Source organism: Frondihabitans sp. PAMC 28766 (assembly GCF_001577365.1).
Classification (GTDB): domain Bacteria; phylum Actinomycetota; class Actinomycetes; order Actinomycetales; family Microbacteriaceae; genus Frondihabitans.
Genome location: NZ_CP014513.1, coordinates 210,541 through 225,361 on the forward strand (window position 1 = coordinate 210,541; position 14,821 = coordinate 225,361).

Consider the following 14,821-nt stretch of genomic DNA (forward strand, 5'->3'; position numbering starts at 1 on the left):
TATTGAAGGGGTTGGCTGTTTCCGATTAATACTTGATCGGGAGGAGTCGTTGCCATGCCGAGACCGAAGGGTCATGTCGTCGTGTTGATGGCCGCTGATCGTGTGAAGCTGACGAGGGTGGTGTCGCGGGGAACGCATCCGGCACGGATGATCGCCCGGGCACGGATTCTGCTGGCTTTGGACGAGGCACCCGGCCCGGTGCCGGATCGTCGGGTGGTGGCCGAGCGGGCAGGGGTCAGTGAGGGCACGGTGTATCTGGTCGCGAAGCGGTTCACGGAGTCCGCCGGCCGTATCGAGGAGGTGATCGGCCGCCGCAAACGCGCAAGCCCGCCGGTGCCCGCGAAGGTGACTGGGGATGTTGAGGCGCGGGTGATCGCGCTGGCGTGCACGAAGCCCCCGGCAGGTTTCGACCGGTGGTCGCTGCGGCTGCTGGAGAAACACGTGCTGCTCACCGAGGGCCTGCCGCCGCTGGATCATTCCACGATCGGCCGGACCCTCAAAAAAGGGGGCTTCGTCCTCATCTGAAGAAGTGCTGGACGATCCCCCCGCACGCCAACGGCGAGTTCGTGGCCCGGATGGAGGACGTGCTAGAGGTCTACCATCGCCCGTTCGATCCGGCGGTACCGGTGGTGTGTATGGATGAGAAGCCCTACCAGCTGCTCGCCCACGCCCGCGACCCGATCCCCGCCGCGCCGGGCCGCGACCTGCGAGAGGACTCGGAGTATGTCCGTCACGGCACCTGCTCGATCTTCGTCTGGGTTGAACCACTCGCCGGGCGCCGCCGTGTCGACGCGAGGCCGAGGCGGACCCGAGTGGACTGGGCCGCTGAGATCGACCAGCTCCTGAGCGTCGACTATCCGCACGCCGAACGGGTCGTACTGGTCATGGACAACCTCAACACCCATACCCTCGGGTCGCTCTACGAGGCATTCGAACCCGGCAAGGCCCGCGCGCTCGCCCGCCGCCTGGAGATCCACTACACGCCCAAACACGGCTCCTGGCTCAATATCGCCGAGATCGAGCTCTCCGCGCTGACACGGCAATGCCTCACCCGGCGCATCGACGACCTCGACCTGCTCAACACCGAACTCGCCGCCTGGCAAAACGCCACCAACGCCGACCAGCGACAAGTCGACTGGCAATTCACCACAACCGACGCCCGCACCAAACTTCGACGACTATACCCACAACATTAGACACGACGCTCTACTAGGTGGCACTCGCGGGGCCGATCTCAGCCGCCTGGCGGGGATGCGCCGAGCTGACTCGCCAATTGGCGGTCTCGATGCCGCATTCAGCGGACGAAGGCGGATTGAAGAGCCCAGACCTGGTCGTCCATCGCCCGCCTGCCGATCCGGGTCATCCGGTACGAGTCGAAGCCGTGGAACGTGCCGGCGTACTGGTTCACCGCGAGCGGCACATCGGCGGCGAGCAGTCGCGCGGCGTACTCGTACGCCTCGTCGCGGAGGGGGTCGTGTTCGGCGATCCAGAGAGACGTCGGTGCCACGTCGCGCACGTCGTCGACGAGGCTCGGCGATGCGCGGTAATCGACCTCCCCAGAGGTCTCGGCCAGGTAGCTCTGCCACATCAGGAGGTTGTCGGACCTCGTCCAGACGGGGGTGTCGGTGAAGGTCATCGCCGAGCCCGTCGATGCTCTGCAGTCGAGGACGGGGTTGATCAGGAGCTGGTGCACCAGGTCGGGGAGAGCCTCTTCTCGGCACTCGAGGGCTACCGACGCCGCGAGTGCGCCGCCCGCGCTGTTGCCCCCGACGGCGATCCTGGAACGGTCTGCTCCGAGCGAGAAAGCGCTGGCCGCCACCCACATCACCACGTCGAGGCAGTCGGTGAAGGCGGCCGGGAAGGGATGTTCCGGAGCAAGCCGATAGTCGACGGCCACGACCACACACTTGACGCGCAGCGCGTAGAGCTCGCAGCGCTCCTCTTCGGTGTGCAGGCCGCCGAGCATGAACCCGCCGCCATGGAAGTAGACGAGGACGGGCAGTCGAGCCAATGGCTCGTCGGGGCGGTAGATCCGGATCGGGATCGCGTTGCCGTCGCGCCCCGGCACCGCCGCGTCGACATGTGTGACGCCCGGCATCAGGATTCGCCCCTGAGCTGCGAGCTCCGCCTCGAACTGCCGTGACTCGGCCAGCCTGCCGAGGTCGAATCGTGGTATGAGCACGTTGATGGCGGCGAGCTCGGGATCAAGGCGCCTCTGATTGGCCGTCGGCTGACCGCTCGACGACACCGGTGTAGTCATGTGGCCATCATCGGTGAGCAACAGACACTCGGAAACCGCCAAATGGCGAATTCACGCCCTGTACCGCGCCAAATGGCTACCCGCACGAGTCGGCGCAGAGGTAGCGTGTGCAGAGTGCAAGGCTTAATGCTGAAGCTGCTCAACGTCGATGCAGCCGGTGAACGGGCGCTCCGTATCGTGTCGTACTTCGACCAGCTCGCTCTCCACCACCCCGACCTCGAAGCCGTGGTGAGATCCACGGCGCTCCTGGCCGACTGCACCGCCGGCCTCGAACTGCCCGACGACCTCGGCGGGCACCGGTTCACCCCGGACGGCGTCGCCGTCGCGACCTCTCTGCCTGACGCGACGTCGACCGCCGTCGAGGTCACCCTCAACGACCGCTCCGAGACAGCAGGGCGGGCGTGGCTCGAACGTCCCGGCGGCCCCGGAGACCTCGACGACTTCATCCTGGAGCGCATGGCCATCACGGTCGCCAGCGTCGTCGAGCGGCGCACCTCGCCTCGCGACCTCGACTACGCAGCCGGCTTCGCGGATCCTGCCCTCGCTCAGCTCTTCGTGAACGAGCGAGCCAGCGAGACGGACCGCTCCCGGGCGGCCCGCCTGCTGGGGCTCGAGCACTCCAGCCAGGTTCAGCTCGTCGCCATGCAGGTCGACCCCGAGGTCCCGGACGACCTCGAGCGGGTCAGTGAGCCTCTTCGGGTCTCCTGGCGACGCAAGGTCTTCGTCGCGCGGATGTCCCGCGACGTCGGGATCCTGATCGTCGCCACCCGTGAGCCGGTCGACTGGTCGGGCGTTGAACTCCAGCGGCGGGCGTGCAGCGGCCCAGTAGTCGAGGCCGCGGATGCGCCACAGTCGTGGCGCGAGGCACGTGACGGCCTCCGGTTCGCAGGGCTCGGAGCCGCGTGGCCCTCGATGCTGCCGTCCGAGAGCGTCGGCTCTCTCCGACTATTCGTGTCGCTCGATCCGGAGACGGTGAGACGGCACCCGGACTTCCAGAAGCTGACGAAGATGCACTCGCAAACGGGTGGCGACGAATCGATCATGATCCTCGACTTCTTCCTGCACGCCGAGTCGCTCCGCTCCGCCGCTCGCGATGCCCGGTTCCACCACAGCAGCGTTCAAAACCGCCTGACCCGCATCGAGCGGGAGCTCGGCTTCGATCTCAAGACGGGCACGGGTCGGCAGCGGGCGAGCAGCGCGCTGTTGCTCTGGCAGCTCTTCGACGGACCTCGAGCCTGACGAGGCTTCCGGCTCGCCTGCAGCGATGCCCTCCAGCCGGTGCCAGGGCGGCAGCGGAGGGAGCAGCGGGAGGCAAGGCTCTTTGTCGCCTGGCGATGCCGATGATGACGTGACCGCCGCGAGGGCCGCAGAAGAATGGACGGCATGCCCGAAGCCGAATCGACTGTCGTCCACCGCACCGCCGGCAGAGGCCCTCGTCGGGGCGGAAGGCCGAGTCGAGCGCCCCCTAGTCGCTCGATCGTGAGCGCCAGGGCGGTGCCTCGTCGATGGCTCCCGAGATGCGTCGGCTGATCGCGCCGAGCTGGCGCGCCTGGGCTGAGGTGAGCGAATCGAAGACGATTTTTTCGACAAGGGCGTGATGCGCAGGAGTCGACTGGACGACCTTGTCGTGGCCGGCGCCGGTCAGGTTCGCCAGCGTGAAGCGTCCGTCCGTCGGGTCGGGTCGGCGCTGCACCCAGCCCTGAGCTTCGAGCCTGCCCACGGCCCGCGACAGGCGGGACAGGGTGGAACTCGCATACCCGGCCAGGACGCTCATCCGCAGAGTGCGGTCTGCTGCGTCGTCGAGGGCGTAGAGCACACCGTGCTCGAAGTGGGTCAGCCCGCTGTCTCGCTGGAGCTGCGCGTCCAAAGCGGACGGCAGGCGTTCCAGGAGAGTGGCGACGGACCCCCAGATCCCAAGACGATCGCCCTCGAGTCCGGATGATTCGCGGGAAGCCGACATGCAGCCAGAGTACGCGGTCGAGCAGGCCCGCTCTCACGCTTTGACTTGCGCAAGCAAGTGATAGTGTCGTGTTTGACTTGCTTGAGCAAGTAATAACGGGGCGACACCCCGATCGGGTCAGGAGATATCATGCAACTGCAGCTTGGTGGCAAGACCGCATTCATCAGCGGCTCGAGCCAGGGAATCGGCTTCGCCATCGCATCCGCATTGGCCGCCGAAGGCGTTCAGGTCGTTCTCAACGGACGCCACCCATCGCGAGTGGATGCAGCCGTCGATCGTATTCGTCGTCAGAGCCCGAACTCGAACCCCCGGGGCATCGTCGCCGACTTCGGCCGGCCCGACGATGTCGCACGGCTCCTGGATCGACTCGACGAGACGGACATCCTGGTCAACAATGTCGGCGAGTTCGGTCTAGCAGCCTTCGAGAGCATCGACGACGACCTCTGGGCTCACTATTTCGACGTGAACGTGATGAGCGGGGTGCGGTTGTCGCGGCACCTCCTGGGCCCGATGCTCGAGCGCGGCTGGGGCAGGATCATCTTCGTCAGCAGCGAATCCGGCGTGAACGTGCCGGCAGACATGGTGCACTACGGAGTGACCAAGGCGGCCATGCTCGCTCTCGGCAATGGCCTCGCCAAGCGCACCCGCGGCACGGCTGTCACCGTCAACAGCATCGTGGGCGGGCCGACCTTCTCGGAGGGAGTCGCCGAAGCACTCGGCTCTCTTGCCGCCGCGCAGTCCATCCCGCCCGAGTCGATGAAGACCGCCGTCATCGGGCAGAACGCCACAACGCTCCTTCAGCGATTCATCGCGCCCGCCGAGATCGCGCACCTGGTCGCCTATCTCGCAAGCCCGCTCGCGGCGGCAACGAACGGCGCGGCCGTCCGCGCCGACGGCGGTGTCCTGACCTCGATGCTGTAGGCGGCGTCGATCGGACGTCTGCTGCTTCGCAGCGTTTGCCCGGTAATCGACCTCGACGAGCTTCTTCGTCTCACAAGACCGACGGTGCCCCGCGATGGACCGAGGAATCGGCGGCACGCCGAACGGCCCCAGCGGAGGGAACCGCGAGGGCCGGTCGGCGTCGTGTGCTTTAGCGGCGGCTGCGGACGCGGGCGCGGAGTGCGAGCGCCAGCCCTCCCAGCAGCAGCAGGAACCCGGCGACGAGCGGTGCGATGGGGCTTTCACTGCCGGTGTAGGCGAGGGTGCCGTCGGCGGCCAGGGTGGTCGTCGAGCCGAGGCCGGCGGTGGTGGCCGCAGCGCCCTGGGTCGTGACGGCCGCGGTGGTGAGGGCCGCCGTGGTGACGATGGCGCTGCCGCCGTCGGTGCCGGTCACGACGCCGGTCGGTCCGGTGGGATCGGTCGGGTCAGTGATGCCGGTCGGTCCGGTCGGGTTCGTGGGCCCGGTCGGGTCTGTCGGTCCGGTCGGTCCTGTGGGGCCGGTCGGTCCCGTGGGGCCGGTCGGGCCCGTGGGGCCGGTGGGGCCGGTCGGGTCGCCGGTGGTGCCGCCGGTGGTGCCGGTGGTGCTGGTGCCGATCACCGAGACGGCGTTGCCGCGATCGTGACGGGCAGGGCGATGACGGGCACGATCTGAGTGCCGCCGAGGATGCCGCCGTTGCCGGTGGTGGAGCTGCCGGTTCCGGTGGTGGTGCCGGTCGTGCCGGCGGGGGTGCCGGTGGTGCTGCGGTGGAGGTGGAGTCGCCGAGCACCGAGATGGCGTCGCCGGTGACGGTCACGGGAGCCGTGACGTCGGGGGCGACCTGGTGCCGGAGGCGATGCCGTCGTTGCCGGTGGTGGAGCTGCCGGTTCCGGTGGTGGTGCCGGTCGTGCCGGCGGGGGTGCCGGTGGTGCTGCCGGTGGAGGTGGAGTCGCCGAGCACCGAGATGGCGTCGCCGGTGACGGTCACGGGAGCCGTGACGTCGGGGGCGACCTGGGTGCCGGAGGCGATGCCGTCGTTGCCGGTGGTGCTGCTGCCGGTGCCCGCGGCGGGCGCGGTGCCCGTGGCGGAGCCGGTCGTGGTGCCCGCAGCGGGGGCGGTGGTGCTGCCCGTGCTGCTGGAGTCGCCGAGCACCGAGATGCCGTTGCCGGTGACCGTGATCGGCACGTCGAGGCCGATCAGGGCCTGCGTTCCGGATGCGGTCCCGTCAGCGCCGGTCGTCGTGGCTGACGAACCCGTCGACGAGCCCGTGGCGGGCGCGGTCGCTGACGACCCGGTCGACGTCGAGTCGCCGAGCACCGAGATGCCGTTGCCCGACACGGTGATGGGCAGCGTCACGTCGGGAGCCACCTGGGAGCCCGAGGCGATGCCGTGCGCACCGGTCGTGGTGGGCGACGAGGTTGTCGTGCCCGCGGTGGGGGTCGCAGGATCCTGCGGGGTGCTGGATCCGGTCGAGTGGCTGTCACCGACGACCGAGATGGCGTTGCCGCTGACCGTCACAGGAGCCGCGGCTCCGACGATGGCCTGCGTGCCGCCGGCCACCGAGTGGGTGCCGGTCGTGGTCGCCGGAGTCGAGGAAGCCGGGGCGGATGCAGCAGGAGCCGCGGCAGCAGCAGCCGGTGCGGCGGACGCCGACGACGAGTTGCCGGCGACGGAGATCGCATTGCCTCCGATCGTGACCGGCACGTGCACCGAGACGATTCCCTGCGTGCCCGAGAGGAGGCCGTGGGTTCCTGTCGTGGTGGGTGCGGCGGCGGGCGAGACGGCCGCGGGGGCCGGTGTCGTCGCTGTCGGTGTCGTCGCTGTGGGGGCGGCGGCGGGGTGGGTCGAGACCGAGTGCCCGATGGCGCTGATCGCGTTGCCAGCCACCGTGACGGGGGCGGCGATCTGGCCGGTGACCTGCGTGCCCGAGGCGATCGCGTCGGATCCTGTGGTCGTAGCGGCGTTGGCCGCCGTCGCGCCGACGGCCCAGAGGCCTCCGACAAAGCAGGCTCCGATGAGCCCGCGGAAGACGTATTTGTTCATGACAACTCCTGTTTTCGCGAATTGCGAGTGGTGCGAGTTGCGCGGAAATCGCGCTGATGGTCGAGCCGCCGGGGAGGGCGGCGAAGGCACGAGGCCTGCTGCGACGAGCTGGTGGAACGGCTCGGAGCGGGCGGCGTGCGACCGTCAGTCGGGGGTTGTGTCGGAGTCGAACGTCGGCGCGGTGGGCACGATGACACGCGTGCCGGCGCCGGTGGAGACCTGAAGAAGGGCCGGGCGAGCGAACGTGTCGGACGCGAGAGTCGTGAAGGCCGAACCGCTGCCGCCGTTGCCGCCGTTGCCGCCGCCAGTGGCCGAGCCGCTGCCGCCCAGGGGCGCGGCCGGGGTGGGCGCGGTGGGGGCGGGTGCCGGCTGGCCGGGGGTGACGGGTGCTGAGCCAGCCGGGGCGCCGGTCGTTCCGGTGAGCGTCTCGAGCGGCACGTTCTGGACACGGTCGGCCCCGAACGAGGCGCCCACTGACGACGTGGCCGACGTACCGGCAGCTGCCTCGCTGATGAGGTCGGTGGCCGTGCCGGTCGGCGCGGAGGTGCCGACCGGCCCGGAGCCGACAGCGGGGGGCAGGATGCCAGACACCGGCAGCCCAGACACCGGCAACCCAGACACCGGCAACCCGGGAATCGGCGTCCCCGACACCGGCGGCACGACGATCGGCCCGGTCGGTGTCGTCGAGGAAGCTCCCGCGGCGAGGGAGCCGACGGTTGTGTCGACCGTCGAGACGATCGGCGCGGTCACAGTGCTGACGGCGATTTCCGGTGACGGCAGCAACGACGGGCACGCTGTTCACGACGGTGTCGACGGTCGTGGCGACCGGCTTCACGATGGCCGCGACAGGCTTGGCGGCGGCGACCGACGAGAGCGTCTTCGGCACGACGGGAGCGACGGCCTGCACCACCTGGTGGCGACCGGAACCGGCGCGGTGGCCGTCGTAACGGTGTCGGTGACCTGCGTGACGGTGGATCTGCGGTCGAAGCGACCGAGGAGGTGACCTTCGTCAGCGGGGTCGTGACCGATGTGACGACCTTCGTGAGCGAGCCGACGAGGTCGGTGGAGTGCGCGGCCGGGGCGGAGCTCGTCGCCTGCGCGGTGGCCGCGGGCGGCGAATGCGGGGCGTCGGCGGCCGAGGCGGACTGCGACGAGAAAAAGAATCCGAGAAGGGCCCAAGCGATTCCGACGAGGCCGGCGATCAGCAGAAGGCGCGCCAGACGGAGGGACGTGCCCTCACTGCGTGCAGCCGTCTGATCCACGGCGATCACCTTCATCGGTCGATCGAGTCTTGCGGGTGGAGTTGGTTGGGCTCCAGTGACGGGATGGTTGGTTCCGTCGGTGGCTTGAACCTACGCCGCGATGAGGAGCCTGTCCACCGCGCGCGCTTATCGGTGCTTTGGGTTTGCTGTGAGGGCCCTCGCCTCGATCCGCTCACCGCCACGGAGGTGTCTGCCCCTCGTCGAGTCGTTCAGGTGCTGGGCCCGCTGGCTCCGGCCGTGATCCGCGTGACGAGGCCGTCGATCTGGTGACGCTTCTGCGAGGGGGTGACCACGTCGATCACGGGTCGTCCGCGCTGGGCGGGCCAGGGTGCGAGCACGTCGAAGTCGATGTCGCGCATGTGCTCAAGGGTTTCCAGAAACCTGGAGCGGTCGCTCTCGCCGAGGAGGACGCCTTTCCAGACGCCGTCCTCCACCCAGATGCTGTCGCCGACGAACAGGACCCTGTGCTCGCCGGTGTCCCAGAGGTAGAAGGTTGTGCCGGGGGTGTGCGCCAGGCTGGGGATGACTTCGAGGTCGTCTCCGATGAGCTGCTGCGTGTCGAAGGCGCCGTCGACGCGCATGGAGGATTCCAGGGCGGCTCGGTCGCGGCTGTGGACAAACGTCGCAAGGCTCATGGTCGGGGTGCCGGACATCCCCTCGTGCCAGTGATTGATCAGAAGCCGCTGGGGTGCACCGAGCGCTGAGATCTCTTCATTGGCTGCGTCGATGGCCGTTGTGTTGTAGATGACCGTCGGCCCTCCGTTCGTTTCGAGGACGAACGAACGAAGGTCGACTCCCTCCATGAAGGGCAGCGGCACCGGGCGAGTGGCATGTAGGCCCGGGAGGATCAGTTCAAGCTGCCGGTCGTCGGTCACCACGGCCCGTTCGCCTTCTCGTCGCCGTCGGTCGAGGTGAGGTTGCCCCAGAAGGTGCCCGTGGGCCCGTCGTCGGGAAGCGTCGCAAGGGCAACGGAGGCCTCGGCACCCTGGGCTGCGGTGGTGTAGCCGGTGTGGCCGTTCAGGTCGGTGCTGACGTAGCCCGGGATCGCGGCGTTGACCTTGATCGACGTGTCGGCCAGCTCCTTGGCGAACATGATCGTGACCCAGTTGACGGCTCCTTTCGAGGCCTGGTAGGCGAGATCCTGCATGCCCGACATGTAGCTGGCCGGATCGGTGATCACGCCCAGCGACGCGACCTCGCTCGACACGTTCACGATACGACCCGCGGTGGACTCCTTCAGCAGGGGCAGGAACGCGTTCGTCACGGCCACGACCCCGAAGACATTCGTCTCGAACACCTCGCGGAGGGTGGCACGCGAGGTGGCACTGGCACTTCCTGCCGCGTAGATGCCGGCGTTGTTGACCAGGATGTCGAGGTGGTCGGTTGCGGCCTGGATCGTTGCGGCGGCGTCGGCGATCGAACGGTCGTCGGCGACGTCGAGAGCGACGGCGGTGACGTCCAGACCATCGGCGCGGAGGGCGGCAGCGGCGGACTCGCCCCGGGCGAGATCACGAGACCCCAGGAAGACGCGCGCTCCCTGCGATGCGAGCTGGCGGACGGTTTCGAGGCCGATGCCTTTGTTGGCACCGGTGACCAAAGCGATTGTTGTCATGCCCTTACCCTCGCCCGGGTGCACGAAGTGAGGAAGGGCCGTTCGACACTGGCCTCGGCAGTACCACCCACGGCGTGCACTGGGGCGCGAGAATGGTGTTCGTGGACGACAAGACGGATTTCAGCGCGTTCCTCAGGCAGCAGCGAGACCGGCTCACACCCGGTGAGGTGGGGCTGCCGTCGACCTCACACCGACGCACTCCGGGGCTTCGGCGCCAGGAGGTCGCTCAGCTCGCCGGCATCTCGATCGACTACTACATCAAGCTCGAACAGGGTCGCGGCGCGACCCCCTCGGCGCAGGTGCTGTCGGCGCTGGCACGCGCTCTTCTGCTGACGCGAGACGAGCGCGAGTATCTGTTCACCTTGGCCGGAGACACCGCGCCCTCCACCACGGGGCCCTCGAGCACGGTCTCCTCGTCGGTCAGGTTCCTCCTCGAGAACATGCCGGAGGTGCCGGCCTATGTCGTCGATGCCAGCTGGAACGTACTGGCGTGGAACGACCTTGCCGAATACTTCATCGGCGAGCTCACCGCCATGCCTCCGGCAGACCGGAACCTCGCCCGGTGGATGTTTCGAGCCCCGGCAGACCACCCCCACTGGTCGAGCCCCTCGTCGCGCGCGTTCGCCCAGATCGTCGCCGCCGATCTCCGATCCTCGTTCCTGCGCTACCCACGTTTCGCCGAGATCAACCTGCTCGTTGACGAGTTGAAGAACGCGTCACCGCTCTTCGGAGAGCTGTGGGACCAGAAGTCCGCTTCGACGCCCGTCGTGCAGAAGAAATTGACGATTCCCGACCGGGGGGATTTCTCCTTCGACTGCCAGATGCTCAGCATCGCGGACACCGGTCAGCAGCTCGTCACTTACTGCGCTGAACCAGGATCACCCGTCCGCGAGGCACTCCGGCAGTTCGCTGAGGGCGACCCCACCGCCGCGCCCCAGGCAGTTCGCTACACCACCTGACCCCCAGGCCGATCAGTGGGCGGGGTGAAGCGGTGGATCAGGTACCGCCTCAACCCGCCGAACCGTGGACCACGTCGTCCTGACACGAACGGTAGCATCTGGACAGTAACAGCACTAGGGCCAGCGTTACTCGGATGAGAGCAGGCAGTCTCGCGCCCCGGACCGGGGCAGAACGGCGTCATTTGCTTCCTTCGGATTGCGGCGGCTGGCAGAATCAGGGTGCCTCAGGGGCCGAATCAGGACCCTGAGAAGAGAGGGCGGGGGCGTCACCGGCCCCCGCCCTCTGTCTTCCAGCGGTCACGACCGGCGAATCGCGGGCACGTCGCCCGGCTCAGTGAGCGAGGGTGTCGCGCGGCGATTCGCCGTAGGCGATTCGGTAGTGGTTCGCGAAGCGGCCAGGATTCGTGAACCCCCAACAGGCGGCGATGTCGGCGACAGTGTCGCCCCGGGTCGGATCGGCGGTGAGCAGATCGGACCGCGCGCCCGCGAGCCGCGCGGCCCGCACATACTGCATAGGCGCCAGGCCTCGCTCTCGACGAAATGCGAGCAGCAGGCCCCGCTGCGACAGACGTGCCGCTGATGCGATGTCCTGGACCGTGAGCGGCGACCTCCGGTGTTCGTCGATGTAGGCGATGGCGCGCTTGATCGCGGCGCTTCCCGAAGCATGACGATCGGGCTCGTCGACCAGACCGAAAGCGGAGATCGCGCTCATGACCAGGTACCGCGTCGCCTCGGCCCGGAGAAGATCGTGGCCGTAGACGTCGGGAGCTTCGAGAACGTCGCGTCGGTATGCCTTGACCGTCTGCTGCCAGAGCCACGCCCTTCCCCGGTCTCGTGGGCCGACCGCTCCCTCCGTCAGCACGGTTTCATCGACGTCGAAGACGGCCTGAGCCGTCTCCCGCAGAGTCTGGGCAGAGAAGGACACGGTCGACACGTCGGCGTGGTCGATCCTGAAATGCATCGACTGCTCCGGTGGCATGACGAACGACCCGCCCGAGCCGATGACCTCATCCCTGCCCCAGGGGTTGTAGGCATACGTGCCGGAGTGCAGCTCGACGAACATGAACTCGTCTGTCGGATCGAGGTCGAGGCTCAGCGTCGCGCCCAGGTGGAGGTCGGACGCCGCGACGGTATCGCCCACGATGACGCGCTGGCGGTAGGACAGATCACCTGCCGAGAGCGCTACCTGGTAGCCGAACCCACGCCGAATGGCCTCGGCGGCTTCGTCCGGCCGATTGGCCTCCATGGTCGAGAACACGGGCGTGATCATCCCGTAGTTTACGTCCGCATCGAAAGCTGTCACCACCACGGCCGGGAGGACGATGACACGTGTTACCGACGACCTTCTCATGCACTCGCGGGGACCCTTGTCGTGCGGAGGGGAACGCTCTGCGCGCCTCTGCTGCGTTGTAACGTCGACGCATGATCCGCCCGTCTCGTCATCACGCCTTCTTCGAGGGGCGTTGGTTCGTCTGTGACGATTACCCGCTCCCGAATCGACCGCAGACAGCGATCCTCCTGGATCACGTTCACCGTGAGTCCGACTGGTATCCGGCCCCTGGATTCACGGAAGGGGCGTCTTCGACTGACATCTACATTCGAACCATCGATGAGTCACTCGTTGAAGCTCGGATGAAAGTCACCACGACATGCTCGTTCCGCGGTGGCGGCCCTTTCACGGTGGTGAGCCTGAGCGGCGTCGACCCGGTCTTGGCGTTCCTCTCCTACACAGGCGCCGATTGGGATTGGGCGGAGCGGCTTCCGACCTTTGAGCGGTTCACGAACTATGACTTTTTCGGCTCTGGCGTTTTTGGTACTGCTGCCGTGGCCGAGCTCACCGATATCCGCGAAGAGACCGAGCCGATTCCCACCCACTACGACGCGCAGCGCTAGAAGCAGTAGATGGGCGTCGATCGCTCGGGACTCGGGAGACTCGAACTGCGACGCCATGTCGATCAGGCATCGGCTCGCCGCCTCGAAAGGTGCCGACTTCGACGCCTCCTCCAGGATCGCGACCTTGAGAGCCTCGGGCACGGCTCCGGCGTCGTTCCAGGTGAGCAGGATGTCGTCCTTCGAGGCCAAGTAGTAGAAGAACGTGCGGCGCGAGATACCCGCCGCCTCGGCGATCGCGTCGAGAGTCGTCTCCTCGTAGCCCCGACACCACCGGCGACCCCGCCGCTACGGTTCAAGCCGTCCTGAAAGTGGTCGACTCCGTCACCCCGCCCCTGCGCCTCATCCTGGGCGATTGGGTCCTCGACCGGTTCACAAGCGGGCGTTCGTGGTGAGGATGCGATCCCAGTCGGCGACCGTGGTCGGCGGGTCCGCCGTCGACGGAGACCACGGACCCGGAAGTGAATCCGGTTCCGGTGATCGTCACGGGAGTTACTCCGGCGACGGCCTGTCCGGCCCCAAACGACGAATGGACCCCGCCGAAGCGGGGCCCATCTCAGTTCGTGTCGTTGTGACGACTTCGTGTCGTTGCAACGACCCAGTGTGCGCCCGAAGGGACTCGAACCCCCAACCTTCTGATCCGTAGTCAGATGCTCTATCCGTTGAGCTACGAGCGCGCAGGTTGCCTTGGCCGATTGGCCAGAGGAAACATTACACGAGCGGGGGCCGAGCCGCGAATCGGGGCGGCCGAGGCGGCGTCGGGCGGGGCGTCGGGCGCCCTGGCGACGCAGCGTCTCGGCGGCCAGCTCGCCGAAGCGGGCGCGGTAGCCGGCGACGAAGCGGCCGAGGTGGGTGAGGCGCCACGAGGCGGCCACCTCGCCGACGCCATCCTGAGACCGCAGTGCACGCATCTCTCACCGGCCATTGGCGGGCGGGACGGAGCCAATCGTCAGGCGTTGTGCGATTGGATTGCACAGTGAACGCGACCACAGTCTCCACCTCGACGGCTGTCCGTCGACAGGTGCCGACACGGTGGGTTCTGACCAGCGCGGTCTCGGTCGTGGCTCTCGGCGGCGTCTACTCGATCGCCGTGTTGACGAAGCCCGGTCAAGAGATCGAGGACAGCATCCTTCGCTCCGTCGACGGCAGCACTCTGCTGCGCTCCGGCCGCGCGCTCGACGCGATCTCGATCCCTGCGGTGCTGCTGGTCGTCGGCATCGTCGTGGTCATCGCCCTCCTTCGCCGGCGCCCCGGCGCCGCGGTCCAGGCCAGCGTGCTCATCGTGGGCGCGATCGCGACCGCCCAGATGATCAAAGCGATCGCCCCGCGACCCGAGCTCACGTCGCTCACGCTGAGCAACAGCTTCCCCTCGGGCCACGCGACCATCGCCCTCGCCGGGGTGCTCGGGCTCGCGACGGCGTTCGGCCGGCACCTGCGGCCGTTCATCATGATCGTCGGCACGGCGTTCGCCGCCGCGGTCGCCGAGCAGACGGTGGCCTACGGCTGGCACCGCGTCAGCGACATCTGCGGCGCCTGCGCGGTGACGATGCTGTGGCTCGCAATCGTGCGCGGCGGTGCTGCCGTGTGGTCGAACGACCCGCGCGACACCGTCGGTCGGCGCGCGCACGGCTTCACGTCCGGCCTCCTGGGCCTCGCGATGGTCGCGACTCTCGCGGCCGCCGGCGCGGTCTTCGCCATCGGCATCGGCAGCGACATCAGCTCGATGACCACCACGAGCCCCGGTGTGCTGACCGGCGCCCGGCTGCTCTCGGCCGGCGTCGTGCTCGCCACGGCCTGGCTCGCCTGGAAGCTCGACCGCAGCATCTGAGGTGGGCGGCGCCGCGCGGAAGGGCGGCGGCGCGAGATCGCTGTCCGGCCGCCTGAGGCGAAGCGCGCCGGGCCGAAGTGCGATCTCGCGA

At 68.2% G+C, this 14,821-nt stretch carries 17 protein-coding genes and 1 tRNA gene; 9 read left to right on the forward strand and 9 right to left on the reverse strand.

Annotated elements, in window-relative coordinates:
• The first annotated feature begins 54 nt into the window (after nucleotides 1-54).
• Together AX769_RS24570 and AX769_RS23530 are read left to right on the forward strand one after the other, a co-directional pair.
• A complete protein-coding gene (locus tag AX769_RS24570; RefSeq protein WP_066274926.1) occupies nucleotides 55-525 on the forward strand; it encodes a helix-turn-helix domain-containing protein in 471 nt (156 codons plus the stop codon).
• Nucleotides 414-1,196, forward strand: coding sequence for an IS630 family transposase (locus tag AX769_RS23530; RefSeq protein WP_204249216.1), 783 nt, complete (start codon nucleotides 414-416; stop codon nucleotides 1,194-1,196). Before AX769_RS24570 ends, AX769_RS23530 begins: the two co-directional genes overlap by 112 nt.
• Before the next feature lie 98 nt (nucleotides 1,197-1,294).
• Here the strand turns inward: AX769_RS23530 and AX769_RS00970 are convergent, their stop codons facing one another.
• Nucleotides 1,295-2,260, reverse strand: coding sequence for an alpha/beta hydrolase (locus AX769_RS00970; RefSeq protein WP_082763391.1), 966 nt, complete (start codon nucleotides 2,258-2,260; stop codon nucleotides 1,295-1,297).
• A 126-nt stretch (nucleotides 2,261-2,386) separates the two neighbouring features.
• Here AX769_RS00970 and AX769_RS00975 point away from each other — a divergent pair, with 126 nt between their 5' ends.
• Entirely contained in the window at nucleotides 2,387-3,499 is a 1,113-nt protein-coding gene (locus AX769_RS00975) for a helix-turn-helix domain-containing protein (protein WP_066274931.1), read from the forward strand.
• 226 nt (nucleotides 3,500-3,725) lie between these two features.
• Here AX769_RS00975 and AX769_RS00980 read toward each other — a convergent pair whose 3' ends face one another.
• A complete protein-coding gene (locus tag AX769_RS00980; RefSeq protein ID WP_066274934.1) occupies nucleotides 3,726-4,220 on the reverse strand; it encodes a MarR family winged helix-turn-helix transcriptional regulator in 495 nt (164 codons plus the stop codon).
• Nucleotides 4,221-4,349: 129 nt separating this feature from the next.
• On the opposite strand from AX769_RS00980, the gene AX769_RS00985 reads away from it, so the two are divergent.
• On the forward strand, nucleotides 4,350-5,141 hold the full coding sequence (locus tag AX769_RS00985) for an SDR family NAD(P)-dependent oxidoreductase (protein ID WP_066274936.1): 792 nt from the start codon (nucleotides 4,350-4,352) through the stop codon (nucleotides 5,139-5,141).
• Nucleotides 5,142-5,310: 169 nt separating this feature from the next.
• Here AX769_RS00985 and AX769_RS24945 read toward each other — a convergent pair whose 3' ends face one another.
• The 3 genes from AX769_RS24945 to AX769_RS01000 form a co-directional block, all read right to left on the reverse strand.
• Nucleotides 5,311-5,757 carry an LPXTG cell wall anchor domain-containing protein gene (locus tag AX769_RS24945; protein ID WP_066274938.1) on the reverse strand — a complete coding sequence of 149 codons (447 nt, stop codon included), beginning with the start codon at nucleotides 5,755-5,757 and terminating at the stop codon, nucleotides 5,311-5,313.
• A gap of 192 nt (nucleotides 5,758-5,949) precedes the next feature.
• Nucleotides 5,950-7,179 carry a hypothetical protein gene (locus AX769_RS00995; RefSeq protein WP_066274940.1) on the reverse strand — a complete coding sequence of 410 codons (1,230 nt, stop codon included), beginning with the start codon at nucleotides 7,177-7,179 and terminating at the stop codon, nucleotides 5,950-5,952.
• Between the two features lie 144 nt (nucleotides 7,180-7,323).
• Complete coding sequence (locus AX769_RS01000; RefSeq protein WP_066274943.1) at nucleotides 7,324-7,770, reverse strand: hypothetical protein; 447 nt, start codon at nucleotides 7,768-7,770, stop codon at nucleotides 7,324-7,326.
• On the opposite strand from AX769_RS01000, the gene AX769_RS01005 reads away from it, so the two are divergent.
• On the forward strand, nucleotides 7,760-8,182 hold the full coding sequence (locus AX769_RS01005; protein ID WP_066274945.1) for a hypothetical protein: 423 nt from the start codon (nucleotides 7,760-7,762) through the stop codon (nucleotides 8,180-8,182). The two genes, AX769_RS01000 and AX769_RS01005, sit on opposite strands and share 11 nt — an antisense overlap.
• Nucleotides 8,183-8,650: 468 nt before the next feature.
• On the opposite strand, the gene AX769_RS01015 is transcribed toward AX769_RS01005, so the two are convergent.
• Together AX769_RS01015 and AX769_RS01020 are read right to left on the reverse strand one after the other, a co-directional pair.
• Nucleotides 8,651-9,319: an MBL fold metallo-hydrolase gene (locus tag AX769_RS01015; protein ID WP_066274949.1), complete on the reverse strand. Its 669-nt coding sequence runs from the start codon at nucleotides 9,317-9,319 to the stop codon at nucleotides 8,651-8,653.
• A complete protein-coding gene (locus AX769_RS01020; RefSeq protein ID WP_066282985.1) occupies nucleotides 9,313-10,053 on the reverse strand; it encodes an SDR family oxidoreductase in 741 nt (246 codons plus the stop codon). Before AX769_RS01020 ends, AX769_RS01015 begins: the two co-directional genes overlap by 7 nt.
• 101 nt (nucleotides 10,054-10,154) lie before the next feature.
• Between AX769_RS01020 and AX769_RS01025 the strand changes: the two genes are divergently transcribed.
• The gene (locus tag AX769_RS01025; RefSeq protein ID WP_204249293.1) at nucleotides 10,155-11,012 is read left to right on the forward strand and encodes a helix-turn-helix transcriptional regulator; all 858 of its coding nucleotides are present in this window, start codon (nucleotides 10,155-10,157) and stop codon (nucleotides 11,010-11,012) included.
• Between the two features lie 331 nt (nucleotides 11,013-11,343).
• Here AX769_RS01025 and AX769_RS01030 read toward each other — a convergent pair whose 3' ends face one another.
• Nucleotides 11,344-12,282: an AraC family transcriptional regulator gene (locus tag AX769_RS01030; RefSeq protein WP_066274951.1), complete on the reverse strand. Its 939-nt coding sequence runs from the start codon at nucleotides 12,280-12,282 to the stop codon at nucleotides 11,344-11,346.
• Between the two features lie 152 nt (nucleotides 12,283-12,434).
• On the opposite strand from AX769_RS01030, the gene AX769_RS24950 reads away from it, so the two are divergent.
• Nucleotides 12,435-12,905: a hypothetical protein gene (locus AX769_RS24950; RefSeq protein WP_066274954.1), complete on the forward strand. Its 471-nt coding sequence runs from the start codon at nucleotides 12,435-12,437 to the stop codon at nucleotides 12,903-12,905.
• A 55-nt stretch (nucleotides 12,906-12,960) separates the two neighbouring features.
• Nucleotides 12,961-13,098, forward strand: a complete 138-nt coding sequence (locus tag AX769_RS24955) for a hypothetical protein (RefSeq protein WP_157887374.1) — start codon at nucleotides 12,961-12,963, stop codon at nucleotides 13,096-13,098.
• A 408-nt stretch (nucleotides 13,099-13,506) separates the two neighbouring features.
• On the opposite strand, the gene AX769_RS01040 is transcribed toward AX769_RS24955, so the two are convergent.
• A tRNA-Arg gene (locus AX769_RS01040) sits at nucleotides 13,507-13,579 on the reverse strand.
• 299 nt (nucleotides 13,580-13,878) lie between these two features.
• Here AX769_RS01040 and AX769_RS01045 point away from each other — a divergent pair.
• Nucleotides 13,879-14,730, forward strand: a complete 852-nt coding sequence (locus AX769_RS01045) for a phosphatase PAP2 family protein (RefSeq protein WP_082763397.1) — start codon at nucleotides 13,879-13,881, stop codon at nucleotides 14,728-14,730.
• Nucleotides 14,731-14,821 lie beyond the last annotated feature (91 nt).

Coding starts and splice junctions, on each gene's coding strand:
- AX769_RS24570 (WP_066274926.1), top strand. CDS start 55: ATGCCGAGACCGAAGGGTCATGTCGTCGTGTTGATGGCCGCTGATCGT.
- AX769_RS00970 (WP_082763391.1), bottom strand. CDS start 2,260: ATGACTACACCGGTGTCGTCGAGCGGTCAGCCGACGGCCAATCAGAGG.
- AX769_RS00975 (WP_066274931.1), top strand. CDS start 2,387: ATGCTGAAGCTGCTCAACGTCGATGCAGCCGGTGAACGGGCGCTCCGT.
- AX769_RS00980 (WP_066274934.1), bottom strand. CDS start 4,220: ATGTCGGCTTCCCGCGAATCATCCGGACTCGAGGGCGATCGTCTTGGG.
- AX769_RS00985 (WP_066274936.1), top strand. CDS start 4,350: ATGCAACTGCAGCTTGGTGGCAAGACCGCATTCATCAGCGGCTCGAGC.
- AX769_RS00995 (WP_066274940.1), bottom strand. CDS start 7,179: ATGAACAAATACGTCTTCCGCGGGCTCATCGGAGCCTGCTTTGTCGGA.
- AX769_RS01005 (WP_066274945.1), top strand. CDS start 7,760: ATGCCAGACACCGGCAGCCCAGACACCGGCAACCCAGACACCGGCAAC.
- AX769_RS01020 (WP_066282985.1), bottom strand. CDS start 10,053: ATGACAACAATCGCTTTGGTCACCGGTGCCAACAAAGGCATCGGCCTC.
- AX769_RS01030 (WP_066274951.1), bottom strand. CDS start 12,282: ATGATCACGCCCGTGTTCTCGACCATGGAGGCCAATCGGCCGGACGAA.
- AX769_RS24950 (WP_066274954.1), top strand. CDS start 12,435: ATGATCCGCCCGTCTCGTCATCACGCCTTCTTCGAGGGGCGTTGGTTC.
- AX769_RS24955 (WP_157887374.1), top strand. CDS start 12,961: ATGTCGATCAGGCATCGGCTCGCCGCCTCGAAAGGTGCCGACTTCGAC.